Origin of the sequence: Janthinobacterium longum (genome assembly GCF_051380735.1) — a bacterium.
In the GTDB taxonomy this organism is placed as follows: domain Bacteria; phylum Pseudomonadota; class Gammaproteobacteria; order Burkholderiales; family Burkholderiaceae_D; genus Janthinobacterium.
Genome location: NZ_JBNYXQ010000001.1, coordinates 400,521 through 427,363 on the forward strand (window position 1 = coordinate 400,521; position 26,843 = coordinate 427,363).

Annotated in this window: 19 protein-coding genes and 2 riboswitches; of the genes, 12 read left to right on the forward strand and 7 right to left on the reverse strand. The window is 61.6% G+C overall.

Annotated features, from left to right (window positions below; translation table 11 throughout):
* The first annotated feature begins 22 nt into the window (after positions 1 to 22).
* The 4 genes from map (at position 23) to ACQ4WM_RS01850 (ending at position 5,108) form a co-directional block, all read left to right on the forward strand.
* On the forward strand, positions 23 to 835 hold the full coding sequence (gene map, locus ACQ4WM_RS01835; RefSeq protein WP_436545008.1) for a type I methionyl aminopeptidase: 813 nt from the start codon (positions 23 to 25) through the stop codon (positions 833 to 835).
* 32 nt (positions 836 to 867) lie between these two features.
* Positions 868 to 3,435 carry a [protein-PII] uridylyltransferase gene (locus ACQ4WM_RS01840; RefSeq protein WP_436545009.1) on the forward strand — a complete coding sequence of 856 codons (2,568 nt, stop codon included), beginning with the start codon at positions 868 to 870 and terminating at the stop codon, positions 3,433 to 3,435.
* 49 nt (positions 3,436 to 3,484) lie between these two features.
* Positions 3,485 to 4,234: a pseudouridine synthase gene (locus ACQ4WM_RS01845; RefSeq protein ID WP_436545010.1), complete on the forward strand. Its 750-nt coding sequence runs from the start codon at positions 3,485 to 3,487 to the stop codon at positions 4,232 to 4,234.
* Between the two features lie 109 nt (positions 4,235 to 4,343).
* Complete coding sequence (locus ACQ4WM_RS01850; RefSeq protein WP_436545011.1) at positions 4,344 to 5,108, forward strand: flagellar brake protein; 765 nt, start codon at positions 4,344 to 4,346, stop codon at positions 5,106 to 5,108.
* A gap of 95 nt (positions 5,109 to 5,203) precedes the next feature.
* Here ACQ4WM_RS01850 and def read toward each other — a convergent pair whose 3' ends face one another.
* The 6 genes from def to ACQ4WM_RS01880 all read right to left on the reverse strand — a co-directional run bounded on the left by def (position 5,204) and on the right by ACQ4WM_RS01880 (position 14,484).
* Entirely contained in the window at positions 5,204 to 5,740 is a 537-nt protein-coding gene (gene def, locus ACQ4WM_RS01855) for a peptide deformylase (RefSeq protein ID WP_436545012.1), read from the reverse strand.
* A complete protein-coding gene (galU, locus tag ACQ4WM_RS01860) occupies positions 5,737 to 6,645 on the reverse strand; it encodes a UTP--glucose-1-phosphate uridylyltransferase GalU (protein WP_436545013.1) in 909 nt (302 codons plus the stop codon). The genes def and galU overlap by 4 nt, the downstream gene beginning before the upstream one ends.
* A gap of 53 nt (positions 6,646 to 6,698) precedes the next feature.
* A complete protein-coding gene (ligA, locus tag ACQ4WM_RS01865) occupies positions 6,699 to 9,041 on the reverse strand; it encodes an NAD-dependent DNA ligase LigA (protein ID WP_436545014.1) in 2,343 nt (780 codons plus the stop codon).
* Between the two features lie 14 nt (positions 9,042 to 9,055).
* The gene (locus tag ACQ4WM_RS01870; protein ID WP_436545015.1) at positions 9,056 to 10,225 is read right to left on the reverse strand and encodes a cell division protein ZipA C-terminal FtsZ-binding domain-containing protein; all 1,170 of its coding nucleotides are present in this window, start codon (positions 10,223 to 10,225) and stop codon (positions 9,056 to 9,058) included.
* The gene (smc, locus tag ACQ4WM_RS01875) at positions 10,222 to 13,749 is read right to left on the reverse strand and encodes a chromosome segregation protein SMC (protein ID WP_436545016.1); all 3,528 of its coding nucleotides are present in this window, start codon (positions 13,747 to 13,749) and stop codon (positions 10,222 to 10,224) included. Before smc ends, ACQ4WM_RS01870 begins: the two co-directional genes overlap by 4 nt.
* A 147-nt stretch (positions 13,750 to 13,896) precedes the next feature.
* Positions 13,897 to 14,484, reverse strand: coding sequence for a phosphatase PAP2 family protein (locus tag ACQ4WM_RS01880; protein WP_436545017.1), 588 nt, complete (start codon positions 14,482 to 14,484; stop codon positions 13,897 to 13,899).
* 69 nt (positions 14,485 to 14,553) lie between these two features.
* On the opposite strand from ACQ4WM_RS01880, the gene ACQ4WM_RS01885 reads away from it, so the two are divergent.
* Positions 14,554 to 15,042 (forward strand): hypothetical protein, encoded by a 489-nt coding sequence (locus tag ACQ4WM_RS01885; RefSeq protein ID WP_436545018.1) that lies wholly within the window; start codon positions 14,554 to 14,556, stop codon positions 15,040 to 15,042.
* An 86-nt stretch (positions 15,043 to 15,128) separates the two neighbouring features.
* Here ACQ4WM_RS01885 and ACQ4WM_RS01890 read toward each other — a convergent pair whose 3' ends face one another.
* Positions 15,129 to 15,689, reverse strand: a complete 561-nt coding sequence (locus tag ACQ4WM_RS01890) for an ATP-dependent Clp protease proteolytic subunit (RefSeq protein ID WP_436545019.1) — start codon at positions 15,687 to 15,689, stop codon at positions 15,129 to 15,131.
* Between the two features lie 203 nt (positions 15,690 to 15,892).
* A riboswitch (glycine riboswitch) is annotated at positions 15,893 to 15,979 on the forward strand.
* A gap of 26 nt (positions 15,980 to 16,005) precedes the next feature.
* Positions 16,006 to 16,111, forward strand: a riboswitch (glycine riboswitch).
* A gap of 107 nt (positions 16,112 to 16,218) precedes the next feature.
* Here ACQ4WM_RS01890 and gcvT point away from each other — a divergent pair.
* The 7 genes from gcvT (at position 16,219) to mgtA (ending at position 26,839) form a co-directional block, all read left to right on the forward strand.
* Positions 16,219 to 17,340: a glycine cleavage system aminomethyltransferase GcvT gene (gcvT, locus tag ACQ4WM_RS01895; RefSeq protein WP_436545020.1), complete on the forward strand. Its 1,122-nt coding sequence runs from the start codon at positions 16,219 to 16,221 to the stop codon at positions 17,338 to 17,340.
* A 70-nt stretch (positions 17,341 to 17,410) separates the two neighbouring features.
* Positions 17,411 to 17,791, forward strand: a complete 381-nt coding sequence (gcvH, locus tag ACQ4WM_RS01900; RefSeq protein WP_436545021.1) for a glycine cleavage system protein GcvH — start codon at positions 17,411 to 17,413, stop codon at positions 17,789 to 17,791.
* A gap of 103 nt (positions 17,792 to 17,894) precedes the next feature.
* On the forward strand, positions 17,895 to 20,795 hold the full coding sequence (gcvP, locus tag ACQ4WM_RS01905) for an aminomethyl-transferring glycine dehydrogenase (protein ID WP_436545022.1): 2,901 nt from the start codon (positions 17,895 to 17,897) through the stop codon (positions 20,793 to 20,795).
* A 235-nt stretch (positions 20,796 to 21,030) separates the two neighbouring features.
* Positions 21,031 to 21,498, forward strand: a complete 468-nt coding sequence (locus ACQ4WM_RS01910) for a cache domain-containing protein (RefSeq protein WP_436545023.1) — start codon at positions 21,031 to 21,033, stop codon at positions 21,496 to 21,498.
* A 79-nt stretch (positions 21,499 to 21,577) separates the two neighbouring features.
* Positions 21,578 to 23,122: a methyl-accepting chemotaxis protein gene (locus tag ACQ4WM_RS01915; RefSeq protein WP_436545024.1), complete on the forward strand. Its 1,545-nt coding sequence runs from the start codon at positions 21,578 to 21,580 to the stop codon at positions 23,120 to 23,122.
* Positions 23,123 to 23,192: 70 nt separating this feature from the next.
* On the forward strand, positions 23,193 to 23,699 hold the full coding sequence (locus tag ACQ4WM_RS01920; protein ID WP_436545025.1) for a nuclear transport factor 2 family protein: 507 nt from the start codon (positions 23,193 to 23,195) through the stop codon (positions 23,697 to 23,699).
* 455 nt (positions 23,700 to 24,154) lie between these two features.
* Entirely contained in the window at positions 24,155 to 26,839 is a 2,685-nt protein-coding gene (gene mgtA, locus ACQ4WM_RS01925; RefSeq protein ID WP_436545026.1) for a magnesium-translocating P-type ATPase, read from the forward strand.
* Positions 26,840 to 26,843 lie beyond the last annotated feature (4 nt).

Here is a 26,843-nt window from a genome sequence, read left to right on the forward strand (position 1 = left end):
CTTGCAGATTGCGATACCCATCATGTCCACTATCCGTATCAACTCCGCCGCCGACATCGAAGGCATGCGCGTCGCCGGCAAGCTGGGCGCCGAAGTGCTCGACTACATCACGCCGTTCGTCAAGGTCGGCGTCACCACCGGCGAACTCGATCGCCTGTGTCATGAATACATGGTCAATGTGCAAGGCACCATCCCGGCCCCGCTCAATTACTGTCCGCCTGGCTACACGCCTTATCCAAAGGCCATTTGCACCTCCGTCAACGACGTGATATGCCACGGCATTCCGGGCGACAAGGTGTTGAAAAGCGGCGACTCCGTCAATCTCGACATCACCGTCATCAAGGATGGCTACCACGGCGACAACAGCCGCATGTTCCTGCTCGGCACGCCCACCATCCTCGCCAAGCGCCTAGCGGAAATTACCTATGAATGCATGTGGCTGGGCATCGACCAGATCAAGCCGGGCGCGCACCTCGGCGATATCGGCCACGCGATCCAGCAGCACGCGGAAAAAGCCGGCTACAGCGTGGTGCGCGAATTTTGCGGCCACGGCATCGGCACGGTGTTCCATGAAGAGCCACAGGTGCTGCACTACGGCAAGCCGGGCACCCTGGAACGCCTTGAAGCGGGCATGATCTTCACGGTCGAACCGATGATCAATGCGGGCCGCCGCGAGATCCGCGAAATGAACGATGGCTGGACCATCAAGACCAAAGACCGCAGCCTGTCGGCGCAATGGGAGCACACGGTACTGGTGACCGAAACCGGTTACGAGGTGCTGACAGTCTCGCCGCAAATGCCGCCACCGCCGGCCTTTATCCTGAACAAGGCCTGACCTTCCCTTTCCCGCAGCAACCCAGGGCACCGATGAAAAAGCACGTACGCGAAGAGCTCAAGCAGCAACTGAAAGCCGACCGCCAGGTCGTCATTGCCGCCTTCCAGGCCGACGGCAAGCCCGAAAAGCTGCTGCGCAGCTTGCGCCAGAGCGTCGACGGCGTGCTGGCGCAAGCGTGGGCAGAGGCGGCGCTGCCAGCGGGCACGGCGCTCGTTGGCGTGGGCGGCTATGGGCGCGGCGAACTGTTTCCATATTCCGATGTCGATCTGCTGATCCTGCTCGAACGGGCACCCGATGCGCCGACCACGGAAAAACTCGAGGCACTGGTGCAACTGCTGTGGGACCTGGGCCTGGAGATCGGCCACAGCATCCGCACCGTCGATGAATGCCTGAGCGAATCGAAGGCCGACATTACGGTGCAGACCAGCCTGCTCGAAGCGCGTCTGGTGTGCGGCAATGAGACGTTGTTTGCGCAACTGCAGCAGCGCTATGCGGCAGCGATGGACCCGCAGGCGTTTTTCCAGGCCAAGACGGCGGAAATGCGCCAGCGCCACGCCAAATATGAGGACACGGCCTTCAGCCTGGAACCGAACTGCAAGGAAAGCCCCGGCGGCCTGCGCGACTTGCAAGTGATTTTATGGGTCGCCAAGGCGGCCGGCCTGGCCACATCGTGGCGCACCCTGGCCACCGGCGGCCTGATCACGCTGACGGAGGCGCGCCAGCTGATGGAAAAGGAGCGCGCCTTCAAGGATATCCGCGTGCGCCTGCACCTGCACGCGGGGCGGCGCGAAGACCGGCTGGTGTTCGACGTGCAGACGGCAATCGCCGAATCGCTGGGCTTGCAGGCCACCGGCAGCGGCCCGCACATGCGCCGCGCCAGCGAATTTTTGATGCAGCGCTATTACTGGGCCGCCAAGACCGTCACGCAACTCAATACCATCCTGTTGCAGAACATCGAAGCGCGGCTGTTTCCGCAAGACGACGTGGCCATCGCCATCAATCCACGCTTCAATGAAGTCAACAGCCTGATCGACATCAGCGCCGACGACACCTTCGAGCGCTACCCGTCGGCGATGCTGGAAATTTTCGTCCTGATGACGGAACGCCCGGCCCTGAAAGGCATGACCTCGCGCGCCACCCGTGCGCTGTGGCATAGCCGCTTCAGGATCGACACGGCGTTCCGCCATGATCCGGGCAACCGCGCCCTGTTCCTGCGCATCATGAAGGCGCCGGTAGGCATTATCCATGCGCTGCGCCGCATGAACGAGATGAGCATTCTGGGACGCTACCTGCCGAACTTTCGCCGCATCGTCGGCCAGATGCAGCACGACCTGTTCCATGTGTACACGGTGGACCAGCATATCCTGATGGTGGTGCGCAATATGCGCCGCTTCACGATGAGCGAACATGCGCATGAGTACCCGTATTGCAGCCAGCTGATGGCCAATTTTTCGCAGCCCTGGCTGCTGTACGTGGCGGCCCTGTTCCACGATATTGCCAAGGGCCGTGGCGGCGACCATTCGAAGCTGGGCGTGGCCGACGCCACCCAGTTCTGCGAAGAGCACGGCATGTCGGCGGAAGACACGGAACTGGTGGCCTTTTTGGTCGAAAACCACCTCGCCATGTCACAAGTGGCGCAAAAGCAGGATTTGTCCGACCCCGACGTGATCGAAGCGTTTGCCAGGGTGGTCAGGGACGAGCGCCACCTGACGGCGCTGTACCTGCTGACGGTGGCCGATATCCGTGGCACCAGTCCGAAAGTATGGAATGCCTGGAAGGGCAAGCTGCTGGAAGACCTGTACAAGGTGACCTTGCGCGTGCTGGGCGGCGAACCGCATTCGGCCGACCGCGAACTGAAGAACCGCCAGCAGGAAGCGCTGTCCACCCTGCGCCTGTACGGCCTGCCGCCGGACGCGCACGTCAAATTGTGGCAACAGCTCGACGTCGCCTATTTCCTGCGCCACGACGCATCCGACATCGCCTGGCAGACGCGCTCGCTGTACGACAAACTCGACAGCAAACTGCCGGTGGTAAAATGCCGCCTCGCACCGATCGGCGAAGGCTTGCAGGTGGCCGTGTATGTGCCCGACCAGCCCGATTTGTTCGCGCGCATCTGTAGCTATTTTGACAGGAAGAATTTCAGCATTCTCGACGCCAAGATCCATACGACGCGCAACGGCTACGCGCTCGATACCTTCCTGGTGACGGAGCAAAGTTTTGCCAAGAGCTACCGCGACATCATCAGCCTGATCGAGCATGAACTGGGCGAACTGCTGCTGTCGCAGTCGCCGCTGCCGCCGCCCGGCAAGGGACGGCTGTCGCGCCTGTCGCGCACTTTCCCGTTCCAGCCAACGGTCGATCTGCGGCCCGACGAACGGGGCCAGTACTACCTGCTGTCCGTGGCCGCCAATGACCGCACGGGCTTGTTGTATTCGATCGCCAATGTGCTGACCAAATACCGCGTCAACCTGCATACGGCGAAGATCATGACCTTGGGCGAGCGGGTCGAAGATGTGTTCCTGGTCGATGGCCCTGCGCTCAACAATGCCCGCAACCAGATCTTGCTGGAAACCGATTTACTCGATGCGCTGAAAGTGTAATGAACTGACATCTCCAGCGCCTCGCTTTCCCTTTACCGAAACAAAGACCATGACCGAAGAATTATTACGCCTGTCCAAACGCATGTCCGAACTGGGCTTGTCCTCCCGCCGCGAAGCCGATGAATGGATCGCCCGCGGCTGGGTACGCGTGGACGGCAAGGTGGTGTCCGAACTGGGCAGCAAGGTGCACCCGAGCCAGCGCATCACCGTCGAGCGCCAGGCGGCCGCCGAGCAGTCCAAGCGTGTTACCGTGCTGATCAACAAACCGGTCGGCTATGTCAGCGGCCAGGCCGAAGACGGCTACACGCCGGCCGTGGCACTGATCAAGGACGAGAACCGCTGGGCTGAAGACCGCAGTCCGGAACAGTTCCACCCGACCCAGCTGCGCAGCCTGGTGGCGGCCGGCCGGCTCGACATCGACTCGGTCGGCTTGCTGGTGCTGACCCAGGACGGCCGCGTGGCCAAACAACTGATCGGCCACGATACCGATGTCGACAAGGAATACCTGGTGCGTGTGCAATATACCAAGGGCGACAAACTGCCGGACAGCGAATTGAAGCGGCTGAACCACGGCCTGTGGCTAGACGGCAAGCCTTTGCTGCCGGCCAAGGTGCGCTGGCAGAATGATGACCAACTGAGTTTTACCCTGCGCGAAGGCAAGAAACGCCAGATCCGCCGCATGTGCGAACTGGTCGGCCTGAAAGTGCTGGGCCTCAAACGGGTACGGATCGGCAAGGTCAAGTTGGGCGACCTGCCCACCGGCCAGTGGCGCTACCTGAGCGCCGACGAGCAGTTTTAAGCGAATAGACGGCGCGCATGGTGTCATGGCGACAAGTGCAATATTTACTTAGTAAATATTGCCGTAAACCTATACACTGTTGCCCAATAGAACTCAAGAGATAGCCGTTGTGAACGATCCCATTCCCAATCCCCTGCGCAAAGGTGCGCCCAGCCTGGCCGATGTCGCCGAACTGATGGCGCCAGGCACCAAGCCGCACCACATGAGCGACCCGTGGGATATCGGTGAAACACTATGCAGCCTGGCCGACAATGGCGACGCCATTTCGGTGTATGCCAATGGCAGCGAACAGGCCATCATGGCGCGCGTGCTGTCGGTCGACGATGACCTGCCGCAATTCGTGCTGGAACTCAATGAAGGGCAAAGCTTGCCGCCCGGCAGCGCCACCTTCGTGTCGTGGGTGCAAAGCGCCAAGCTGCAATTTACCATCAATGGCGAGTGGGAGGCCTATCCCGAGCGGCCCAACGTCTACCTGGTCAATTTCCCCGCACACTGCCTGGTGCTGGAACGACGCGAATCGGCGCGCCTGGAAACGCCGCTCGGTGTCTACTACCTTGCCGCCTTCGTGCTTGAAGGCCGGCCGTATGAACTGCAGCTGTATGACTTTTCGGCCGGCGGCATCGGCATGCGCGCCCACCCGCGCGACAGCATTGGCCTGTACGTGGGCCGCAAGCTGTCGCGCGTGCGCCTGGAGCTGGGACCAAACAAGGTCATGATCGCCGACCTGGAAATCCGCCTCTCGCGCACCTTCCGCTCGTTTTTGCTGGGCGAACAGGTACAGATCGGCTGCCGCTTCCTGAACCTGTCCGACACCATGCGCGACGAGCTGGTGGCCTTGCTTGACACAATGGGCAGCGGGCGCAAAGTGCGCTAGACTCACTGCTGGGGTCAGACCCCCTCGCCCGCGTGCGCAAGCCTATGAGTTAGCGGCATTGAGGGTCTGACCCCGGACTTCGACTGCTTTGCCCCTCAATCGTCGTCGTTCGGATCCATATCCGGGAACATCACCTCGGTATAGCCAAACTGCGTGAAATCAACAATCCGCATCGGATACAGGATGCCATGCAGATGGTCGACTTCATGCTGCACCACCCGTGCATGAAAACCGTCGCAGTCCCGGCTGATGGGCTTGCCGAACTGGTCAAAGCCTTCATAGTGCAGCTCGCTCCAGCGCGGCACGCTGCCACGCAGGCCAGGCACCGACAGACAGCCTTCAAAGCCCTCTTCCTTGCGCTCCGACAGGGGCGTCAGTACGGGGTTGATCAGCACCGTTTCCGGCACCTGCGGCGCGTCGGGATAGCGCAGATTCTGCTTGAAACCATAGATCACCAGCTGCAGGTTGACGCCGATCTGCGGCGCCGCCAGGCCCGCGCCATTGGCAGCGTGCATGGTGTCGAACATATCGGCGATCAGGGCGTGCAACTCGGGCGTATCGAAGTCACGCACCGGCTCGGCCATCCGCAGCAAGCGCGGATCGCCCATTTTCAGAATTGCCCTTACGGTCATTTTGCTTCCAGGTTCGCCGCTTCCAGCTTCGATTGCATTTGGTCAAGGTAGGCACGGAAAGCAGGGCCCGTTTCCGGATGCTTGAGACCCATGGCGGTCATGGCCTTCAGGTAGCCCAGCTTGGAGCCGCAGTCATAACGCTGGCCCGAATAACGATAAGCGAGCACGCGTTCTTCGCGCATCAAGGCAGCGATGCCGTCGGTCAACTGGATCTCGCCACCGGCGCCGGTGCCGATCTTTTCCAGATGATCGAAAATGTGGCTGGTCAACACATAGCGGCCCACCACGGCCAGGGTCGATGGCGCTTCTTCGGGCGCCGGCTTTTCCACGATGGCCGATACCAGTTCCAGATCTGGCTGGTAGTTGCGAGCGCTGACGATGCCATATTGTTTGGTTTCCGCACGCGGCACATCTTGCACGGCCAGCAGCGAACAGTTTTCATACTGGAACACGTCAGTCATCTGCGCCAGTACCGGACGCACGCCCTCTTCCACATCCATGAAGTCATCAGCCAGCAGCACGGCGAACGGCTCGTCACCAACCACCGGGCGGGCGCACAGCACCGCGTGGCCGAGCCCCAACGGTGCCGACTGGCGGATATAAATGCAGTTGATATGCTTCGGTATCACGTTCTGCACCATCTCGAGCAACTGACGCTTGCCGGCTGCCTCCAGTTCTGTTTCCAGTTCATAAGCCGTGTCGAAATGGTCTTCGATGGCGCGCTTGTTGCGGCCAGTAATGAAGATCATTTCCGTAATACCGGCTGCTACTGCTTCTTCGACCGCATACTGGATCAAAGGTTTGTCAACGATGGGCAACATTTCTTTTGGTTGCGCCTTGGTGGCAGGCAAAAAACGACTACCGAGGCCCGCAACGGGGAAAACTGCTTTTCTGATTTTTTTCATGGTTTTCTAAAAATATTGGATAAGTAAATTATTCTGGAATATCGCGGCAACTGTTACTGCTCCAGCATGGCCAGCAGCGCCGCTTCGTCGAGCAATGCCACCCCCAGTTCCTGTGCCTTGGCCAGCTTGCTGCCCGCATCGATGCCAGCTACCACGTAGCTGGTTTTTTTCGATACGGAACCACTGACCTTGCCGCCGGCCGCTTCGATCAGCGCCGCCGCCGCATCGCGGCTCATGGTGGGCAAGGTGCCGGTGAGGACGAAAGTCTTGCCTTCGAACTTGCCGCCGGCCGCTGGCAGTTGTGGTAATTCTGCCAGCAATTGCTCGCGCATGCCGTTCAATTGGCGCAGCAAGTCCAGATTCGCCGGCACCTGCAGCCAGGAAGCCAGCGCCTCGGCCACGCCGACCGGCAAACCGGCCTGGAAACCACTACCCTGTTCTGCCAGGGTGGCGAGGGTGGCGCCGCGCTCGACCAGTTGGCGGCTGCGCGGCTCGGTCAGTTTCGGGATACGGATGGCGGCCAGCAGTTTGACCGGGTCGAGCTGCTCGCGCAGCTTGGCGCTGGGCGCGTGTTCGCCCTGCGGCGTGACGCCGGCGTCGAGCAAGGCTTGCAAGGCTTGCTGGTTTTTCTCTTCTGCAAAAAAATCGGCAATCGACTCGGCCACTGTGCCGCCGATATCGGGCAGCACGCGCAGCAGGGGGGCCGGCGCATGGCGCACGCGCTCCAGGCTGCCCAGCCATTCGGCCAGGGTCTTGGCCGTCGATTCGCCCACGTGGCGGATACCGAGCGCAAACAAAAAGCGTTCCAGTGGCGGGCGCTTGCTGGCCTCGATGCCGGCCAGCAGGTTTTCCGCCCACTTGGTGGGCACTTTTCCCTGCTGCACGGTCTCTGGCGTGGAACCGTCGCGCTCGTCTGCGCGCACCTTCATTTCCAGCAGTTTTTCCAGGCTCAGGCCGTACAGGTCGGCCAGGCTGTGCACATAATCGAGTTCAACCAGGGTGTCGATATAACGCTCGCCCAGGCCGTCGATATCCATCATGCGCCGGCCGGCGAAATGGCGAAATGCTTCCTTGCGCTGTGCCGAGCAGAACAGCCCGCCCGAACAGCGCGCAACCGCCTCGCCCTCTTCGCGCACCACGTGCGAGCCACACACCGGGCAAGTATCGCGCATTACGAAAGCCACCGTGCCTGCCGGCCGCTTGTCGGGCACCATCGCCAGCACCTCGGGGATCACGTCGCCGGCGCGGCGCACGATAACGGTATCGCCAACGCGGATATCCTTGCGCTGCACCTCACCCTCATTGTGCAAGGTGGCGTTGGTGACCGTCACGCCGCCAACCGAGACAGGCGCCAGGCGCGCCACAGGCGTCATCGCCCCCGTGCGTCCAACCTGGATATCGATGCCCTGCACTACCGTCAGCGCTTCTTCGGCCGGGAATTTGTGCGCCAGCGCAAAGCGCGGCGCACGCGACACGAAACCCAATTCCAGCTGGTCTTCGGTGGCATCGACCTTGTACACCACGCCATCGATTTCATACGGCAGGCCGGGACGGCGTTCGCCGATGTCCTTGAAGTAGGCAAACAGGCCCTGTGCGCCGCGCACTACCTTGCGCTCTTTCGAGACCGGGATGCCCAGCGTCACATACCAGTCCAGCAGGGCCGAGTGCGAGGCGGGCATGGCGGCCCCTTCCAACGCACCGATGCCATAGGCGTAAAAGCGCAGCTTGCGCCGTGCCGTAATGCGTGCGTCAAGCTGGCGCAGGCTGCCGGCGGCTGCGTTGCGGGGGTTGGCGAATTCTTTCTGGCCTGCTTCGCGCTGGCGCTCGTTGAGGCGCGCAAAGTCGCTCTTGAACATCATCACTTCGCCACGCACGTCGAGCAAGGCGGGAATCTGGTCGCCATGCAGGCGCAGCGGGATGCCGCCGATGGTGCGGATATTGGCCGTCACGTCTTCGCCGGTGGCGCCGTCGCCGCGCGTGGCCGCTTGCACGAACAGGCCGTTGACGTAACGCAGGTTGATGGCCAGGCCATCGAATTTGACTTCGGCCGCGTAATCGACCTCGGCGCCGTCGTGGTCCAGCCCCTCGCGCACGCGGCGGTCGAAGTTGACAATGTCGTCGTCCGAAAAGCCATTATTCAAGGACAGCATCGGCACCGCATGCGTCACTTGTTCAAAGTAAGGCAGCGGTGCTGCGCCCACGCGCAAGGTCGGCGAGTCGGGCGCGCGCAGCTCAGGGTGCGCCGCTTCCAGCGCCTGCAGCTCGATAAACAGCTGGTCGTAGACGGCGTCGGGAATGGCGGGATTGTCGAGCACGTGGTAAGCGTGCAAGTGCTGGTTCAGTTCGGCAGTCAGCGCCAGCACGCGGGCGCCGGCATCGGTGGTGATATCACTCATTGCTGGCTACTTTTTCAGCTGAACAGGCGCAGCGCGCGGGTGGAACCGGCCGGAATATCGGCCGCTTCCATTTCCTGGTAAAACTCCAGCACCTGGCCGGCGATTTCGGCCAGGGCCGCATCCGACAGGGCCTGGTTGTAATCGTCGACGATGGTCGCATCGAGGCGGCCCACCAGCGAACGGGCGCAGGCGACCATGGCGCCGAAACCGTCACGCGCCGGCGCCACGCAAGGCACGTCAAGCAGCAGGGTCAGGCGCGGCGTGGTTTCTTCGGCCAGCGTGACATTGGTCGACAGCGAGAACAGATGGCCGCCCTGGCCGTCTGGCATCACGAAGCGGCCGTCGGGGCGCACATCGAAGCCCTGCTTTTCCAGCGCCACCAGCAAGGTGGAAATCGCCCATGGCGCGCCGTTGGTGTGCAGGTTCACGCCCAGCTGGGCGTCGTGACCGGCAACAAAGCGGTGCAGATTGCGCGCTTCGGCCATCACTTCCATCATGTCGGGCACTTCCGGTTCGGCACCGATATCGTCGGCCACCACGCGCAGGCGCGTGACCAGTTCCGAGTATTCCAGTTCATTCAGCGCCGTGGTGCGGCTGGCCAGCTGCACCCCGCCCTGCATTTTGGTGTACACGCCGCCGTGCGTGATCGGCTCCCAGTCGCCGTTGACGTGCAGGCCGATGAAGTGCACAGGCTTGTTGCCGACCAGGCGCAGGGTTTGCAGCACCGGCAGGATTTTTTCGCCGCGCACCGGCGCTTCGAGCGACAGTGGCAGCAGGCAGTCGATCAGCGGGTCGACCAGGCTGGTGGCCAGCTCGCTGGCGGCGCTCGGTTCCTGCGAGGGCGAGGCCACGGTTTCGGCGCCGTAGCTGGTGTCGCCCTGGCCCGCTTCGTCGGCAAACACTGCCGGCGCCGGCGCGGCGCCGAACGACGGCTCGGTCTTGGCGTGGGGTGCAGTGGCGGGCGTGGGATCGAAGCGCGGTTCCTGGCGCAGAACAGGTTCCAACGGCGCGCCAGGCACACCGGCCTGCGCCTCGCCTTCGCGCATCAGCACGTCGTCGTGGTCATTTGAAAAAGCGCGTTCGACGCTTTTCTTGGCTTTGTATTCCTGCCATTTATTGTAGGAAAATACGGCGACGATAAAGACGCCGCCGGCGCCGAACAAGGTAATTTGAAGGTCTGTCATGCTGCTTGTGCCTCGGTAGCAAAATTTGCGGCGGACTCCATGTCCACCGCCACGATGCGCGATACGCCCTGCTCCTGCATCGTCACACCGATCAATTGATGGGCCATTTCCATCGCAATCTTGTTATGCGAAATGAAAAGGAATTGGGTCTGGTCGGACATGCGCTTGACCATGCGGCAAAAGCGTTCCGTGTTCGAATCGTCCAGCGGCGCATCGACCTCGTCGAGCAGGCAGAACGGCGCCGGGTTCAGGCGGAACATGGAAAACACCAGTGCGGTCGCGGTCAGCGCTTTCTCTCCACCTGACAGCAGGTGGATGGTGGCATTTTTCTTGCCGGGAGGCTGCGCCATTACTTGTACACCGGAATCGAGAATTTCGTCGCCCGTCATGGTCAGCCTGGCTTGCCCACCACCGAACAGAATCGGGAACAGCTCCGAAAAATGGTGGTTGACCTTGTCGAACGTGTCTTGCAGCAAGTCGCGCGTTTCCTTGTCGATCTTGTGAATGGCGTCTTCCAGCGTGTTGATCGCTTCGGTCAGGTCGGCATTCTGGGCGTCTAGGAAGTTCTTGCGCTCGGACGCCTGCGCCAGCTCGTCCAGCGCTGCCAGGTTGACGGCGCCCAGCGCCGCGATGGCATTGGTCAGACGCGTCACTTCGCCTTGCAGGTAGGACGGCCGCATGTCGGGGTGCAGCTTTTCCGTCAATGCCGCTTCATCGGCGCCGGACTCCAGCAGTTGCTGGGCGAACTGTTCCTGGTTCAGGCGCGCGGCCTGTTCCTTCAGCTGCATTTCCATGATCTTGTCGCGCTGCGGCTGCAAGCTGCGCTCGGACTGGGTGCGCCCGTCTTCCAGCAGGCGCAGCTGCTGGGTAACCTGGTCCAGCTCATGGCGCGCATCGGACAATGCCTTTTCCTGACTGGTGCGCCGTTCCAGCAGATCTTGCAAGCCGTCATTGGCCGCGCCGCTTTCCAGGTTGGCCAGTTCCAGCTGGCCCGCCTCCAGGCTGGCCGTTACTTGCTGCGCCTGGGTGCTGGCGGTGGCGATATTGCGGCGCAATTCCTCGATGCGGGTGCGCTGCGATTTTTCCGCGTATTCGATATCCTTGGCGGCGCGTTCCAGGTCGCGCAAGGCATCGCGCGCCTCGGACAAAAGCTGCTCTTTACGCAGGAAGTCGGCCTGACCGTCTTCATGCTCTTGCTGCAAATCGCCCAGTTCCATGTCGAGCTGTTCGAATTTCTCTTCCGACTCCGCCTTGATCTGCTGCTGTTCGGCTTCCTGGGCAGCGATTTCCGCTAGGTCTGCGCCGATCTGCGTGCTGCGCTGGTTGAAGCGTGCCTCGACTTCGGACAGTTTCACCACATCCAGCTGCAAGGTATGCACGGAGGAAGTCAATTGCTGTATCCGCAGGCGCAGATCGGACAGGTTGCGGCTCAGGGCCGCCACCGCCGCATCGGCGCGTACCGAACGGGCGCGCGCTTCTTCGGCCAGCAGTTGCTGGGCGCGCAACTGCTTGCCGATATTGTCGATTTCCTGCTGGCGTCCCAGCATGCCTTCCTGTTCCGAGTCGGCCGCGTAGAAACGCACGCTGCCGGCGGTCACCACGTGACCGGCGCGGGTGACAAAATAGCCGCCCGGCGGCAGCTTGCTTCGTTCCGCCAACGCCTCGGCGGCGTCTTCCACCGCGTAAGCATTGTGCAGCCAGTCCTGCAGCAGGCCGCGCAAGCCGGGATCATTGAGTTTGAGCAGATTGATAAAAGGCTTCAGGCCAGGCACGCTCGCCTCTGGCTGCGGCGGCACCGTCGATGGCGCATACAGGGCCAGCTTGGCCGGCGGCGCATCGGCAAAGAAGGCCTTGGCCCAGTCGATATTCGACAGCTGCAGGGCCGACGTGCGCTCACGCAGGATGGACTCCATTGCCGCTTCCCAGCCCGCTTCGATCTGCAGCTTTTGCCACAGGCGCGGCAGGGTATCGAGTTCGTGTTTTTTCAGCCAGGGCTGGACCTTGCCCTGCGTTTGCACCCGTTCCTGCAGCTGCTTCAAGGCCGACAGGCGCGCTTCGAGCTGGGCGTTGGCGGCGGTTTCGGCATTGACCTGGGCTTGCGCTTCGCTGCGTTCCTGCTCCAGCTTGGGCTGCTGCTCCAAGGCTTCCTCCAGGTAAAAGCCCTGCTCCTCCAGCGCCTGCTGCTTTTCTTCCAGCTGTAGCTTGAGGTTTTCCAGGTGGCTGCTGTCGGGCAGGCTCAGGCTGTTTTTTTCCTGCTGCAGGCGTTCGCGCCGCGTCAGCAGGCCGTTCAGGATATTCGAGGCGTTGCGCTGGTGTGCCGATTCCAGTTCCAGCTGCTGCTGCGCCTGCATGATTTTCGCGCGCGATTCCGTGCTCTTGTGCTGGGCTGCGCGCCAGGCGGCGTCCAGCTCGGGCAACTGCTCGCCCTTCTGCTCGGCCATCATCTGCGACTGCTCGACCTTGGCCGCCAGTTCTTCGAGCTGGAATTCGGCTTCCTCGATCTGCTCCTGGTATTCACCGCCTTGGCTGCTCCACTGGTCACGCTGGGCGGTCAAGGTGGCCAGCTGCGCCTGCAGGCGCGCGCGCGATTCGATCACGAACTTGATCTGTGCTTCCAGGCTGCCGATTTCCGCATTCGTCTGGTACAGGTGGCCTTGCGCCGTATGCAGGCGGTCGCCGACGGCAAAGTGGGCCTGGCGCATCTGTTCCAGGGTCAGCTCCACGTTGCGCAGCTTGGCCGTCTGCTCTTCCAGGTCGGTCTGCGCCTGCTCGACTTCGCGGAAATAGCGCGTCTGCTCGTTTTGCGCTTCGTTCTTGCGCAGCAGCCACAGCAGCTTTTGCTTTTCTTCCTGGTCCGCCTGCAAGGCATGGAAACGGGTCGCCACGGCGGCTTGCGCTTCGAGCTTTTCCAGGTTGGCGTTCAGTTCGCGCAGGATATCTTCCACCCGCAGCAGGTTTTCGCGCGTATCCTGCAAGCGGTTTTCCGTCTCGCGCCGGCGTTCCTTGTATTTCGACACGCCGGCCGCTTCTTCGAGAAACACGCGCAGCTCCTCCGGGCGCGATTCGATAATGCGCGAAATCATGCCCTGGCCAATGATGGCGTAGGCGCGCGGCCCAAGGCCAGTGCCAAGGAAAATATCCTGAATATCGCGCCGGCGTACCGGCTGGCTGTTGATGTAGTAAGTAGAGGTGCCGTCGCGCGTCAGGGTGCGCTTGACGGCGATCTCGGCGTACTGGCCCCATTGGCCCGAGGCCTTGCCGTCGTTATTGTCGAACACCAGCTCGACCGAGGCGCGCCCGGCTGGTTTGCGGTGGGTGGAGCCGTTGAAGATCACGTCCTGCATCGATTCGCCGCGCAATTCCGACGCCTTCGATTCGCCCAGCACCCAGCGCACGGCGTCGATGATATTCGACTTGCCGCAGCCATTCGGCCCGACCACGCCCACCAGCTGGCCCGGCACCTGGAAATTGGTGGGGTCGACGAAAGACTTAAACCCCGACAACTTGATGGAAGAGAGACGCACGTGTTTTAAAGTTCCTGCCTATGCTGGCGGTTATCCGCGGCGGCCGCGCGGAGCAGCTCCGCGCAAGATCGCCGTTGTAAAAAAGTGGCCCATCATACCATTTGCCATGGTTTCTCTGGCCAAAAAACCGCAGTGTGTGCTACGGGCTCAGGGGTGGCCGGCCAGCTTCCAGTCGTTGCGTGAAAAAACCCGTTCATGACCCGACAAATGCAAGGCGATTTTCTGCAGCCAGTCTTCGGTCGGCATCGGCTCGGCCTTGAAGGTAATGAGCACCATCAGGGCCAGGCTGGCCAGCGCCAGCGCATGGCTGACGGCAAAATTGACGGCGCCGCGCGCCTGCCACATAAAGCCGAAGGCCATCGCCAACCCCAGCACGCAGCCGCTGACCGCTTCGGACACGCTGTGCGCCTGCACCACTACGCGTGAAATGGCCACCAGCACGGCATACGCCACGCCAAACAGCACGCCGGCCTGGCGCCAGGAGCGCGGCGCACGCTGCAACACCACATACATCAGTACGGGAAAGACGGCGCCAGCGCGCATGGCGTGCCCGCTGAAACCGGTAAAGTCCAGCCTGGCGCTACCGAGGCCCCAGCCGATAAAGGCCAGCTTCGACAGCACCACCAGCAACATGCCGCCGCCGTACCACAAGCTCCAGCCAAGCACCAGGCGCCACTGCCTGGACACCAGCAACCAGAGCGCGATGGCCACCCCGGCCGGCCCGAGAACCGACATGTCGGCCGTAAATGAAACTGCATTCCACCAATTCATCATCACTGCGTATATTTATGATCAGACTGCACTATGCCACGGCTGGCCGCTGCCACAACGGGCTTTTCAGGGCGTGAACCGCGACTATTACATCTGATTACATTTGATCGATATATTTCCATCAAGAAAGCAAGCCAATTCCTACACGACGTCAAGTGGTGTTCCGATGGTCGGGCTGATGCTTGCCGCGCATCATGCATCTACCGGCACACATCAGCCAAGGGGAGCCAGGCCAGCACCAACTGGCGCCTCTTTACCGATGCGCTCCGGCCGATGACTTTTTTCGTGACTCTTTCATTTCTAAAAGGAAATATTATGAACTCGAATCAAAAAGGCGATCAAGGCAACAAACAATCGGGCAGCGGCTCCTCCAGTGGCAACAAGCAGTCGAGCGGCACGCAGGGCGGCACCCATGAGCAACATGTGGAAGCGGGTCGCCAGAGCCACAAAAACGACGACAACAAACAGTCGGGCAGCGGCGGCAGCAAACAGTCGGGCGGTGGCGGCAAAAGCGGCAAATAATTAGCTAACCTGACGGCGTTTCGCCGCCGGGCACAACAAGAAACAGGGCCTGATCCGGCATGCCGGGCCAAGCCCTGTTTGCATTGTCAGATATTCGTCAGGCGCTTGCCCTTGGGAATTTCAAAATCGCGGATCGCCTCGACCAGGCCTGCTTCTCGCGCCTGCTCTGCCGTCAGGTGCAAATCGGAATAGGCGTGCACCAGCCACTGCTCTTCGTTCAACGCCACGTGGCTGCGCAGGATGCGTTCGGTGCGCTGGTCGTCGGCGCGCAAGCCCTCGACAATGATGCTGAGCGCGTCAGGCCGGGCGCCGGGCGAGGCTGTGGCATGCGACTTGTGCAACATGAAGCGCGCCGTCTCGCTGGCGTAGCGCTGCTGGCCCGCCAGAAACAGGGTGACGGCGATCGAGGCCACGGCGCCGGTGTTGTAGGTAACCAGCCTGATCGGCAACTTGCTCAGGAAGTTGTACAGACAGATGCCGTCGCTGACATAGCCGCCGTTCGATTGAATCAGGATGTGCGCGGTGGTCAGCCTGTCTTCAGTCATGTCGGCCACGGCATTGAAGATGCGGCGCACCATGTCGCTGTTGACGTCGCCGGACAGGGTAAACCAGCCGTGCTGTTCGATGCTGTTTTGGGTTTCGCTCATGGTAATCAATCTACGGCAAGGACGGTGATGGTGGAGTTGAGCATAGCAAACTTCTCTGCCCGCCGCCGGTCTTGCTGATTGTGCGCAAGAGACGATGCCATATATTCTTACAAGCAGGAAACATCAGGCCGCAAGCCCTGTTTTGGTGCACGCTGGCCGACTGTTTACAGATTGACAGAAACCCCCTGCTGGCATATATTCCCCACACTTGATCGGGAGAGGGCAAACTCGCATTGCCGCCGAAGGGGCACTACCCAAAAACTCTCAGGCAAAAGGACCGATCAGGCGAGGCGCAACGATGGCAATGGCCATGCTGCGGCTCAACTCTGGAGAGCGACCGCGGCAATGCCGGCGGTCCACCGAAGGGGCGCACGGAGCCAATTCTCCGTAATCTCTCAGGTACCAAGGACAGGGGGGTGATGTTCACGCTGGAAAGCCGTGTCGGCTGCCATGCTGTGTGCCGTTAACTGTACTGATTGTACTGCTTGTACTGTTAACCGTCCCCTTCCACCTTCGTCCCGAGGAATCAATGCCGCTCAACGCAACCCCACTCAATAACGCCCACCGTGCCAGCGGCGCCCGCATGGTCGATTTCGGCGGCTGGGACATGCCTGTCAACTATGGTTCGCAAATCGAAGAGCATAACGCCGTGCGCAGCGACGCCGGCATGTTCGACGTGTCGCACATGTGCGTGGTCGACATCGAAGGCCCGAACGTGCGCGCTTTTTTGCGCGGCCTGCTGGCCAACAACGTCGACAAGCTGCAGGTATCGGGCAAGGCGCTGTACTCGTGCATGCTGAACGCCGAAGGCACCGTCATCGATGACCTGATCGTCTACTTCTTCAACGAAAACTGGTTCCGCCTGGTGGTCAACGCCGGCACGGCCGAGAAAGACGTGGCCTGGATGCAGCAGCAGAACATCGCCACCAACAGCGGCCTGACGATCACCGAGCGCCGCAGCGCGAACAATCCGATGGCGCTGGTCGCCGTGCAGGGTCCGAACGCGCGCGCCAAGGTATGGCAGGTGTTGCCGGAAACGCAGGCTGCGTCCGAAGCGATCAAGCCGTTCAACGTCGTGATCGTCAAAGACACGCCATTTGGCGAAGTGATGCTGGCGCGTACCGGCTACACGGGCGAAGACGGTTTTGAAATCGGTGTGGCGGCAACCCAGGTCGAGGCGCTGTGGAATGCACTGGCAGCTGCCGGCGTCAAGCCGGCCGGCCTGGGCGCGCGCGACACGCTGCGCCTGGAAGCGGGCATGAATCTGTACGGCCAGGACATGGACGAAAGCGTCAATCCGCTCGACGCCGGTCTGGCCTGGACCATCGACCTGGTCAGCGAGCGCGACTTTATCGGCAAAGCGGCACTCGTGGCCAAGGGCCAGAATGCGCAATTCGTCGGCCTGATCCTGCGCGAAAAAGGCGGCGTGCTGCGCGCCCATCAAAAGGTCATCGTGGCTGGAAACGAGGCCACCGGCGAGATCACCAGCGGCACCTTCAGCCCGTCGATGCAGGAAGCCATCGCGCTGGCACGCGTGCCCAATGGCGTCAACGTGGGCGACACCGTGCACGTGGAAATCCGCGGCAAGCAGCTGGCGGCCTCGGTCGTCAAGCTGCCTTTCGTGCGCAACGGTAAAATCCTGGTTGCGTAAGCGACCGGAGCCGCCCGCAAGACCGATCAAACATCACCAACAACCGAACATTTACCCTCTGGAGCCACACATGAACATTCCTGCAGACCTGAAGTACACCGCCTCCCACGAATGGGTACGCCTGGAAGCGGACGGCACGGCCACCGTCGGCATCACCGAGTACGCACAGGATGCACTGGGCGACATCGTGTTCGTCGAACTGCCTGATGTCGGCGCCACCTTCAACGCTGGCGACGACGCCGCCGTGGTCGAATCGGTCAAGGCCGCCAGCGATATCTACGCGCCAGTCTCGGGCGAAGTTACTGCCGTCAACGACGACGTCGTCAACGCGCCGGAATCGATCAACGCCGACGCCTACGCCAACTGGCTGTTCAAGATCAAGCCAGCCGATGTGTCGTCGCTGGACGGCCTGCTGGACGCCGCCGCGTATGGCGCCGCCACCGGCGAGTAATCACGTTTGATCCACGGGCCGCGCTTGCGGCCCGTTTGCATTTTTTCTGCGCAGCGCCCGCGCGCCGCACCCCGGTTTTTTCAGTCTTTTTGGCCTCTATACCATGACCCGCACCAGCCTGACCCAACTCGAAGCACGCGATGCCTTTATCGCCCGCCATATCGGCCCCTCCTCTTCCGAACAGGAAGCCATGCTGTCCACCTTGGGCTACGCCTCGCGCGCCGCGCTGATCGATGCGCTGGTGCCGGCCAATATCCGCAACCAGGGCACACTGCCATTGGGCGCCTACTCGCAGCCGATGCCGGAACAGGAAGCGCTGTCGCGCCTGAAAGCCATCGCCGGCAAGAACCAGGTACTGAAATCACTGATCGGCCAAGGCTATTACAACACTTTCACCCCAGGCGTGGTGTTGCGCAATATCTTTGAAAACCCGGCCTGGTACACGGCGTACACGCCTTACCAGCCAGAAATTTCGCAAGGCCGCCTGGAAGCGATCCTGAACTTCCAGCAGGTGATCACCGACCTGACCGGCATGGGCATCGCCAACGCCTCGATGCTGGACGAAGGCACGGCCGCTGCCGAAGCGATGACCCTGATCCAGCGCGTCGGCAAGTCGAAATCGAACGTGCTGTACGTCGCCAGCGACGTGCTGCCGCAAACGCTGGAAGTGGTGCAAACGCGCGCCCAGCCGATCGGTGTCGACGTGCGCGTGTTTGACCCTGCAGAAATGGAAGCGCTGGGCGACTGCTTCGGCGTTCTGCTGCAATACCCGGGCGTCAACGGCGTGGTGCGCGACTACCGCGCCGGCGTCGAAAAACTGCATGCCAACGGCGCGATGGTGATCGTCGCGGCCGACCTGCTGGCCCTGACGATGCTCACGCCACCGGGCGAATGGGGCGCGGACGTGGTAGTGGGCAACAGCCAGCGCTTTGGCGTGCCGCTCGGTTTCGGCGGCCCGCACGCCGGTTATTTGTCCACCCGCGACGCCTTCAAGCGCAATATGTCGGGCCGCCTGGTCGGTGTAACCGTCGATGCGCAAGGCAACAAGGCCTACCGCCTGGCGCTGCAAACGCGCGAACAGCATATCCGCCGTGAAAAAGCCACCTCGAACATCTGCACCGCGCAAGTGCTGCTGGCCGTGATGGCCTCGATGTACGCCGTCTACCATGGCCCGGTCGGCCTGCTGCAGATCGCCAAACGCGTGCACCGCTTTACGGGCGTGCTGGCGGCCAACCTGAAAACGCTGGGCTACAAGGTGGTCAACGAGACCTATTTCGACACCCTGACGATCGAGGTCGCCGACGCCGACGCGCTGCACGCCACCGCAGTTGCCCACGGCGTCAACCTGCGCAGGATCGACGCCAGCCACGTCGGCCTGTCGCTCGATGAAACCACCACGCGCGACGATATCGCGCTGCTGTGGACCGTGTTTGCGCACGGCGTGGCCAACGCGCCTGCCGCGCCGAACCTGGACCAGGTCGAAGCAGCGGTGGAAAGCGCCCTGCCGGCCAACCTGAGCCGGACCAGCGCCTACCTGACGCATCCGGTTTTCAACAGCTACCACTCGGAACACGAAATGCTGCGCTACCTGCGCAGCCTGGCCGACAAGGACCTGGCGCTGGACCGCACCATGATTCCATTGGGTTCGTGCACCATGAAGCTGAACGCGACGTCCGAGATGATCCCGGTCACCTGGCCCGAGTTCTCGAATATCCACCCGTTCGCGCCCGATGCGCAAACCGTCGGCTACCGCGAAATGATCGCGCAGCTGGAAGAAATGCTGTGCGCGCTGACCGGCTACGCAGCAGTCTCGCTGCAGCCGAACGCCGGCTCGCAGGGTGAATACGCGGGCCTGCTGGTGATCAAGGCCTACCACGAGTCGCGCGGCGAAGGCCACCGCAATATCTGCCTGATTCCTTCGTCGGCGCACGGCACCAACCCGGCCTCGGCGAATATGGTCGGCATGCAGGTAGTCGTCACCAGCTGCGACGCAAACGGCAACGTCGACCTGGCCGACTTGAAAGCAAAAGCGGAAAAACACAGTGCCAACCTGGCCTGCGTGATGATCACCTACCCGTCCACCCACGGCGTGTTCGAAGAAGGCATCCAGGAACTGTGCGAGATCATCCACACGCACGGCGGCCAGGTGTATATCGATGGCGCCAACATGAACGCGCTGGTCGGCGTGGCCGCTCCCGGCTCGTTTGGCGGCGACGTCTCGCACCTGAATCTGCATAAAACCTTCTGCATCCCGCACGGCGGTGGCGGACCAGGCGTGGGTCCGATCGGCGTCGGCGCCCACCTGGCAAAATTCCTGCCCAACCAGCGTTCGTTCGGTTACGAGCGCAACGCCGCCGGCATCGGCGCCGTCAGTGCCGCGCCGTTCGGCTCGGCCAGCATTCTGCCGATCTCGTGGATGTATATCGCCATGATGGGCGCCGAAGGCCTGACGGCAGCAACCGAGACAGCCATTCTTGCCGCCAACTACATCGCGCGCCGCCTGTCGCCGCACTACCCGGTGCTGTACACCGGCCACGACGGGCTGGTCGCCCACGAGTGCATCCTGGACCTGCGCCCGATCACCGACGCCACCGGCATCAGCAACGAAGACGTGGCCAAGCGTTTGATGGACTTCGGTTTCCATGCGCCGACCATGAGCTTCCCGGTACCGGGCACCTTGATGATCGAGCCGACCGAAAGCGAATCGAAGGTCGAGATCGACCGCTTTATCGACGCCATGATCGCCATTCGCCACGAGATCGCCAAGGTCGCCAGCGGTGAATTCGACCATGACGACAATCCGCTGAAAAACGCACCACACACGGCGCAGGTACTGCTGGCCGACGACTGGAACCGCAAATACAGCCGCACGGTGGCGGCCTATCCGGTCGCCTCGCTGCGCGAGCGCAAGTACTGGCCGCCGGTGGGCCGCGCCGACAACGTCTACGGCGACCGCAACCTGTTCTGCGGCTGCGCACCGATCAGCTCGTACGAAGAAGAGTAAATGAGCAGCGCCCGTCTTGACGGGCCTCTCGATCCACACGAAGGCAGGCCACGCGGCCTGCCTTTTTTATTGCTGGTCCGCCGTTGTAAAACGGCCAATATAAAAAAATAAATATATTGCATGAGCGCATGATCGCTTGCATCGCGCTAATATGAAACATCGGCATACAAATCGGTGCCAACTTGTCGCACCGGCCGGTGCCGGCTTTCCAATACGTACCATCAAGGAGACTGCAATGTCCAAGTTAGCCCCTGTTGTTTGCCTGTCCTTCATCCTTGCCACCAGCGCGCTGCCGCAAGCCGTTAGCGCTGCCGAAGGCGGCGCCACGCGCGCCGATGCCGAAACCATGGTCAAGAAAGGCGTGGCGTACATCAAGAGCGCTGGCGACGCCAAGGCATACGCGGAAATCACCGCCAAGACGCCGCAATTCATCAATCAAGACTTGTATCTGGTGGTCTACAAGCTCGATGGCACCGTCGTCGCGCATGGCGCCAACCCCAAAATGGTGGGCAAGAATTTGATCGAACTGAAGGACATCGACGGCAAGGCCTTCGTCAAGGAGCGCGTTGACCTGGCAAAGAGCAAAGGCAGCTTCTGGCAAGAATACAAATTCACGAATCCCGAAAGCAAGAAGATCGAGCCGAAGGCGATGTATTGTGAAAAGCTGAGCGAAACCGTGGTCTGCGGCGGCATCTACCTGTAACCGGCCACCACGCCGCCATTGCCGGGATCACGCACCGCTCTTTTAACAATATGGGTTTCCTGTGAAAATAGCAAACAAGATGTTGATTGTCCCGGTGGTGGCGCTCGCTTGCCTGCTGGCCATGGGGGCGATGTCTTATTTCGCCATGCAGCAGAACGAGCGGCGCATGCACGAATTGAAAGGTGTCACCCTGGCGGCGGAACGACTGGCCACCCGGCAAGCCATCGCCCTGGGCCAGGTGCATGCCGGGGTGTATGCCAAGATCGCCATCGCCGCCAGTCTTTCCGAAGAACAATTCAAGCAATTCGGCACGCAAACCGATAGTCAGCTCAACACCATTGCGCACGGTTTGACCGAGCTGAAAAGCTATGCGGGCGCCGCCACCGAAGCGGCGCAAGCGCTGCCCGCAGTCGAACGTTACCGGGCCAGCATCGCGCAGGCCCTGGACCTGGCGTCGATGGACCCCAATACGGGTGTGGCGGCCATGCAGGGTGCCACCACGCACTATCAGCTGGTGAGCAAGCAACTCGATCAGGTGTTGCAGAACCTTGACCAGCGCACGGGCGATGCACTGCTGGAGACCAAGAATGCGGGCCAGCGCGCCGCCTGGTTTTCGCTGGGCACGATGGCCATCGGCTTTGCCGTGCTGGCGGCAATCGCCATCTGGGTGGCGCGCGCCGTGGTGCGCCCCATCGACGAGGCCTGCCGCGCGGCCGAGTCGCTGGCCGCTGGCGACCTGACCATGCGCATCCATGCCGGCGGCGACGACGAAGTGGGCAAGCTGTCGCGCGCACTGGCGACAGTCGTGCAAAACTGGAATACCTTGCTGAGCGACATCAAGCAGGCCGGTTCCACCATCACGGTGGAGGCGAGCGAAATCGCGCTGGGCAATGCCGATCTGTCGGCGCGCACGGAATCGCAAGCCCATTCGCTGCAGGAAACGGCATCATCGATGCATCAGCTGACCGATACCGTGCGTGAAAATGCCAGCCATGCACACCAGGCCAACCAGATGGTGCTGTCGACCTCGGGCGTGGCGCTGGAGGGCGGCCGCGTGGTCGGCCAGGTGGTCGAAACCATGGGCTCGATCAAGGCCAGTTCGGGGCGCATCGTCGACATTATCGCCGTCATCGACGGCATCGCTTTCCAGACCAATATCCTGGCCTTGAACGCAGCCGTGGAAGCAGCGCGCGCCGGTGAGCAGGGACGCGGCTTCGCCGTCGTCGCCACCGAGGTGCGCGGCCTGGCCCAGCGCTCGGCCACGGCGGCGCGCGAAATCAAGCAGCTGATCGAAGATTCCGTGGCCAGGATAGAAACTGGCAGCCAGTTGGCCGACAGCGCCGGGCGCACCATGGGCGATATCGTCGCATCGGTCAGGCAGGTGACCGAGATCATGAACGACATCACGGCTGCCAGCCAGCGCCAGAGCAAGGGCATCGAGGAAGTCAACAGTGCCATCACTGAAATGGATGGGCTGACACAGCGCAATGCCGCCCTGGTCGAGCAATCGGCCGCCGCCGCGCAAAGCATGCAGGACCAGGCGCATGAACTGCTCAGGGTGGTAGACGCCTTCCGCCTGAGTGACGGGGCGCCGCAGTTGCCGCAGCATCAGCTGCGGTGTTGAACCCTTTACCGTCCGCAGTGGATTTTGCTGCTGACATAACATCGACTGGAGTAAGCACTTGAAAGTGTCCATGAAATCCGCCCTGCTTGCCGCGCTGTTGTTGAGCGCTTTCAATGTACAGGCCGCAACAACGCAAACCGACCGCCAGCAACTGGAGCAAGTGGTGGAAACCTTCCGCCTGTCCCTGATCAACAAGGACAAGGCCAGCTTCATGAAGCTGCTATACAGTGAAAACATCCCCTGGATCGGCGTGATCAAGGACAAGAGCATGAACATGCTCGAAGACCGGGGCGACAAAGTCAACAAGATCACGCCGGGCGCCAGCGCCGTCAAGTTCATCGATTCCATCGTCAGCGACAAGGAAGCCATCGAAGAAAAATTCGATAATGTGCGCATCGACAGCGACGGTGATATCGCCCAGGTGTACTTCGACTACAACTTTAACCGTGGCGACTATCGCTCCAACTGGGGTCAGGAAGCGTGGCAACTGGTGCGCACCACGCAAGGCTGGAAGATCAATTCGGTGATCTGGTCGATGGATTTCAATCCGGAAAAGCCGCCTAAAAAGACACCATGACAGGCTCGCGCCAGCGCGTACATTACGCTTTGGTAATGTAACCGATATTTGCTTGACCTTGCCAAGCTGCACTTTTATGATCCGTGCATTATTCATTTTACGGAGTTCCACGTGGGTACTTGTTCCAGTGACAGTAGTCGATCTTGCATCGACAATTAATCCCGGCAAATACGCGTCCGCTCCCCCGCCGCGCCTTGCCGAGCAAGGTGTGGTCTGCGCCAGTGTTCACTGGCGCGCACTTCCTCCCTGACCATTGATTGTCCTGACTGACGGCTACTGAGCCCGACCGCGGTAACGGCATCTTGCCTGCGCCCGGCGACAAGTCTCGCCTGACCTCCCTGCCTCGACAGGAGAACGGTGATGATCTGCCATCAAACGCTACAACGCACTACCGCGTCCGCACGGCCTGCATATCTGTTCCTGCCGCAACCATACTTCGCCTGAAAGGAAGAGCCATGACCCTCTTCACCCGCCTGTTCGAATCGTTCCTGCGCAAGCGCCACACGGCCGGCCATTTCCGCCGCCAAACTATGCCACTGGAAAACAGCACCTCGCGCGCCGTGCCCGACCACCTGGCGCGCCAGTTGCTGGCGGCCGCCACCGAAGCCTTGCCCGATGCCATGGCACGGTTGTCCACGCGTGAAGCGGGCTTGTCCGACGACGAGGCGCAGGCCGTGCTGGCGCAGACCGGCCCGAATGAAGTCGAGCACGAAAAGCCGCTGGCCTGGTACCAGCATCTGTGGCTGTGCTACAAGAACCCGTTCAACCTGCTGCTCACCGTTCTGGCGATTGTTTCCTACCTGACCGAAGACGCCAAGGCGACCATCGTCATCGGCAGCATGGTGATACTGTCGACCCTCTTGCGCTTCGTGCAGGAAGGCCGCTCGAACCGCGCCGCCGAACGCCTGAAAGCCATGGTCGGCAATACCGCTACCGTGCTGCGCGATGGCCAGCAGCAGGAACTGGCCATCCGGCAACTGGTGCAGGGCGACATCATCGTGCTGTCGGCCGGCGACATGATACCGGCCGACTGCCGCTTGCTCACCGCCAAGGACCTGTTTGTCAGCCAGTCGGCGATGACGGGCGAATCCTTGCCGGTGGAAAAGATGGTCGAGCTGGCCGATGGCGAAAACAAAAACCCGATGGACCTGGCCAACCTGCTGTTCATGGGCACCAATGTCATTTCGGGCGCAGCCACGGCGCTGGTGCTGGCCACCGGCAACCGCACGTATTTCGGCGCAATTGCCACCCGCGTCACGGCCACCGAGCGCACGCCGACGGCGTTTGAAGCGGGTGTCAACAGCGTCAGCTGGCTGCTGATCCGCTTTGCGCTGGTAATGGCGCCGCTGGTGTTCCTGATCAATGGCTGGACCAAGGGCGACTGGATGGAAGCATTCCTGTTCGCGCTGTCGGTGGCCGTCGGCCTGACGCCGGAAATGCTGCCGATGATCGTCACCAGCACCCTGGCCAAGGGCGCAGTGAAACTGGCGAAAAAGAAAGTGGTGGTCAAGCGCCTCGATGCCATCCAGAACTTTGGCGCCATGGATGTGCTGTGCACCGACAAGACCGGCACCCTGACGCAGGACAAAATCGTGCTGGAGCGCCATACCGATGTGTTCGGCCAACCGTCCGACGAGGTGCTGCGCTTTGCCTACCTGAACAGCCACTACCAGACCGGCCTGAAAAACCTGCTCGACCGCGCCGTGCTCGACCATGTGCAACTGCAGACGGAAATGCAGCTGGCGCGCGACTATGTGAAGGTCGATGAAATCCCGTTTGATTTCGTGCGCCGCCGCATGTCGGTAGTGGTGTCCGAGCGCAATGACCACCACGAGCTGATCTGCAAGGGCGCGGTCGAGGAAATGCTGGCCGCTTGCAGCCATCTGCGCCTCGATGGTGTAGACGTGCCGCTCGACACCACCCTGCTCGACCGCGTGCTGGCCACCACCCATGGCCTGAACGCCGAAGGCTTGCGCGTGGTGGCCGTGGGCGTCAAGGAAGTGCCGCCGCATAAAACTGTGTATGGCGTGGCGGACGAAACGGCGCTGACCCTGATCGGCTATGTGGCGTTTCTCGACCCGCCGAAGGAATCGACGGCGCCGGCCCTGCGCGCACTCAAGGAACACGGCGTGACGGTCAAGGTGCTGACAGGCGACAATCACCTGGTGACGGCGAAGATCTGCCGCGAAGTGGGCCTGGCGGTGCGCGGCGTGCTGCAGGGACCGGAACTGGACGACATGGACGATGCACAAGTGGCGCAGGCGGCAGAAAGCCACACGGTGTTTGCCAAGCTCAGCCCGCTGCACAAGGAACGCCTGGTGCGCGCCCTGCGCGGCAACGGCCATATCGTCGGCTTCATGGGTGACGGCATCAACGACGCGCCAGCCCTGCGCGCAGCCGATATCGGCATCTCGGTCGATTCCGCCGTCGATATCGCCAAGGAGGCGGCCGACATCATCTTGCTGGAAAAAAGCCTGATGGTGCTGGAAGAAGGCGTGCTCGAAGGCCGCCGCACTTTCAGCAATATGCTGAAATACATCCGCATGACGGCCAGCTCGAACTTCGGCAATGTATTTTCCGTGCTGGTAGCGAGCGCCTTTTTGCCCTTCCTGCCAATGCTGCCGCTGCATCTGCTGGTGCAGAACCTGCTGTACGATGTGTCGCAGATCGCGATTCCGTTTGATAACGTCGATGCCGAACTGATACAGCAGCCCCTGAGCTGGAACCCGCGCGATATCGGCCGCTTCATGGTGTTTTTCGGCCCCTTGAGCTCGATCTTCGACATCAGCACCTTTGTGTTGATGTGGCATGTGTTCGGCGCCAATACGCCGGCCCAGCAGACTCTGTTTCAGTCGGGCTGGTTTGTCGTGGGCCTGTTGACGCAGACCCTGATCGTGCACCTGATCCGCACGCCCAAGCTGCCCTTTATCGACAGCATCGCCTCGGTGCCGCTGCTGGTGGCGACCACGGCCATCATGGCGGTGGGCGTATTCCTGCCGATGGGACCGCTGGCCAGCTACTTCAAGCTGCAGGCGCTGCCGCTGGCCTACTTCCCGTGGCTGCTGGCCATCCTGGTGGCCTACACGGTGCTGACAACCCTGATGAAACGCGTATATCTGCGCAAATTCGGCTGGCAATAGTATG